This window comes from Neoroseomonas rubea (assembly GCF_016106015.1).
GTDB classification, from domain to species: Bacteria; Pseudomonadota; Alphaproteobacteria; order Acetobacterales; family Acetobacteraceae; genus Neoroseomonas; species Neoroseomonas rubea.
The window spans coordinates 1-2,476 of record NZ_JACADQ010000457.1; the positions used below are offsets into that span (position 1 = coordinate 1).

The 2,476-nt window shown below is 70.0% G+C and carries 3 protein-coding genes; all 3 read left to right on the forward strand.

Annotated features, from left to right (window positions below):
* The first annotated feature begins 137 nt into the window (after positions 1 to 137).
* Genes tnpA through tnpC form a run of 3 tightly spaced genes read left to right on the forward strand, consistent with a single transcriptional unit; the run spans position 138 to position 2,435 of the window.
* Positions 138 to 494 (forward strand): IS66-like element accessory protein TnpA, encoded by a 357-nt coding sequence (gene tnpA, locus HW577_RS23580; RefSeq protein ID WP_232475196.1) that lies wholly within the window; start codon positions 138 to 140, stop codon positions 492 to 494.
* Complete coding sequence (gene tnpB / locus HW577_RS23585) at positions 491 to 847, forward strand: IS66 family insertion sequence element accessory protein TnpB (protein WP_198378546.1); 357 nt, start codon at positions 491 to 493, stop codon at positions 845 to 847. Before tnpA ends, tnpB begins: the two co-directional genes overlap by 4 nt.
* A gap of 13 nt (positions 848 to 860) precedes the next feature.
* Positions 861 to 2,435 carry an IS66 family transposase gene (gene tnpC / locus HW577_RS23590; RefSeq protein ID WP_198378547.1) on the forward strand — a complete coding sequence of 525 codons (1,575 nt, stop codon included), beginning with the start codon at positions 861 to 863 and terminating at the stop codon, positions 2,433 to 2,435.
* Positions 2,436 to 2,476 lie beyond the last annotated feature (41 nt).

A 2,476-nucleotide genomic window follows, 5' to 3' on the forward strand; every position in this document is an offset into this window, starting at 1 on the left:
GGTAAGCGCGGCGTAGAGGCCCGTCTTCCGCTGCGGGCGGTGAATGTGCTGGTTGGGCCTGGGGCTGGGAGCTTCGGGCCGACATTATGGTCGACGTTAATGACGACGCGAAGGCTGGCGGGTATCGCCGCCTTGAGATGCTAACGGGACCTGGTCGCCGGCGGAAGTGGTCGGACGACGATAAGGCGAAGGTGGTGGCGGAGACGCTCGAGCCTGACGCTGTCGTGGCAGAGGTGGCTCGTCGTTGGCAGATCTGTCCGCAGCAGGTGTTCACGTGGCGGCGGGAGATGCGGGTCGGGATTGGCGCGCCGCTGGATTTCGTGCCGGTCGTCGTGGAGACGACAGCGTCGAAGCCTGAGGCGACGGTCACGCCGGCGCGCGGCACGCCTGCGATCGAGGTGAAACTCGCAGGCGCCGTGCTGCGGGTCGCGCCCGGCACCGACGAGGCGCAACTGATGATGGTGCTGCGGGCGGTCCGGGCCTCAGCGACGTGATCGCCTTGCCGGCGGGCGCACGGATCCTGCTGGCGACGAAGCCCGTCGATTTCCGCAAGGGCGCGCACAGCCTGGCGGCGCTGGCTGCCGAGGTGCTGGATGCTGATCCGTTCTCCGGCACGGTGCTGGTGTTCCGCTCGCGCCGCGCCGACCGGATCAAGATCCTGATCTGGGACGGCAGCGGCCTGGTGCTGGTCTGGAAGCAGCTTGAGGGTGGCGCGTTCTGCTGGCCGGCGATCGTGGACGGCGTGCTGCGTCTGACGCCGGTCGAGTTCGCCGCGCTGTTCGACGGGATCGATTGGCGGCGCGTCCAGGCGACGCGGGAGATTCCCACGCCGAGCGCGCCTGCATAGAATCACGCGCACAATGCGCGTCGCGGCCGCCGACATGCCGAGCCTGCCGGAAGATCCAACGGCGCTGCGCGCGCTGCTGCTGTCGGTCATCGCCGAGCGCGACAGCCTGGCGGCCGAACGCGACGCGCTGGCGGTGCGGAACGAGCAGCTCCACCACCTGCTGCTGAAGCTCAAGCGCCGGCAGTTCGGGGCGAAGTCGGAGCGGCTCCCCGAGGACCAGCTGCTGTTCGCGTTCGAGGAGATCGAGGCGACGCTGGCCGGCAACACGGCTGAGGCGGGCAAGGCGTCGCCGGCGCTGCGCGCCAACCAGGCGAAGCGTCGGCGCGAGGGGCGCGGCCGGCTACCGGCACACCTGCCACGCGTCGAGCAGGTCCTGGTCCCGGAGGTAACGGCCTGCCCTTGCTGCCAGCGCCCGCTGGTCGAGATCGGCGTCGATGCCGCGGAGCGCCTCGACGTGATCCCGGTGCAGTTCCGCGTGCTCGTGACCAAACGCCCGAAGCTCGCCTGCCGGGCCTGCCCCGGCGTGGTGCTGCAGACGCCGGCACCGGCCCGGCTGATAGAGGGTGGCGTGCCGACCGAGGCGACGGTCGCGCACATGCTGGTATCGCGCTACGCCGACCACCTGCCGTTCTATCGCCAGTCGCAGATCCTGGCGCGGCAGGGGATCGAGATCGGCCGCGAGGTGCTGGCCGACTGGACCGGCACGGCGGCGAGCGAGGTCATGCCGGTCGTGCGCCGTATGCGGGAGATCCTGCTGGGCTCAGCGCGGCTGTTCGTGGACGAGACCACCATGCCGGTGCTCGACCCGGGCCGCGGCAAGACCAAGAAGGGATTCGCCTGGGCGATCGCGCGCGACGACCGTCCCTGGGGTGGGGCGGACCCGCCGGCAGTGGTGTTCCACTACGCCCCAGGCCGTGGCGCCGAGCATGCGAAGGATCTGCTGAGCGGCTACCGAGGCATCCTGCAGTGCGACGGCTACGGCGCCTACAAGGCGCTGGCCGCGAGCAACGCCGGCATCACGCTGGCATTCTGCTGGAGCCACGTCCGGCGCGAGTTCATCGAGCTGGCCAAGGGCAAGACGGCGCCGATCGCCAGCGAGACGCTGCAGCGCATCGCCACGCTCTACGCCGTCGAGGCCGAGATCCGCGGCAAGGCGCCTGAGGTCCGCCGCGCCGTCCGCCAGGAACGGAGCCGGCCGTTCATCGAGGATCTGTTCGCCTGGCTCACGGCGCAGCTCGCGCGCCTGCCCAGCGGCAGCCCGACCGCGCAGGCCATCCGCTATGCGCTGAACCACCGCGAGGGCCTCGTCCGGTTCCTCGATGACGGCCGGATCGAGCTCGACAACAACACGGTGGAGCGCGCCATCCGCCCGGTCTGCCTCAGCCGCAAGAATGCGCTGTTCGCCTCAGGCGATGATGGCGGCGCACGATGGTCCGCCGTCGCGTCCCTCGTGGAAACCTGCAAGTTGAACGGCGTCGACCCGCAGCGCTACTTCACCGACCTGCTGACCCGTCTCGTGAACGGCTGGCCAAACAGCCGCATCGACGACCTCATGCCCTGGTGCTGGAAGACCGACAAAGCCGGTTGACCATCAATCGCGCGCCTCAAGGGCCTCTACGCCGCGCTTAC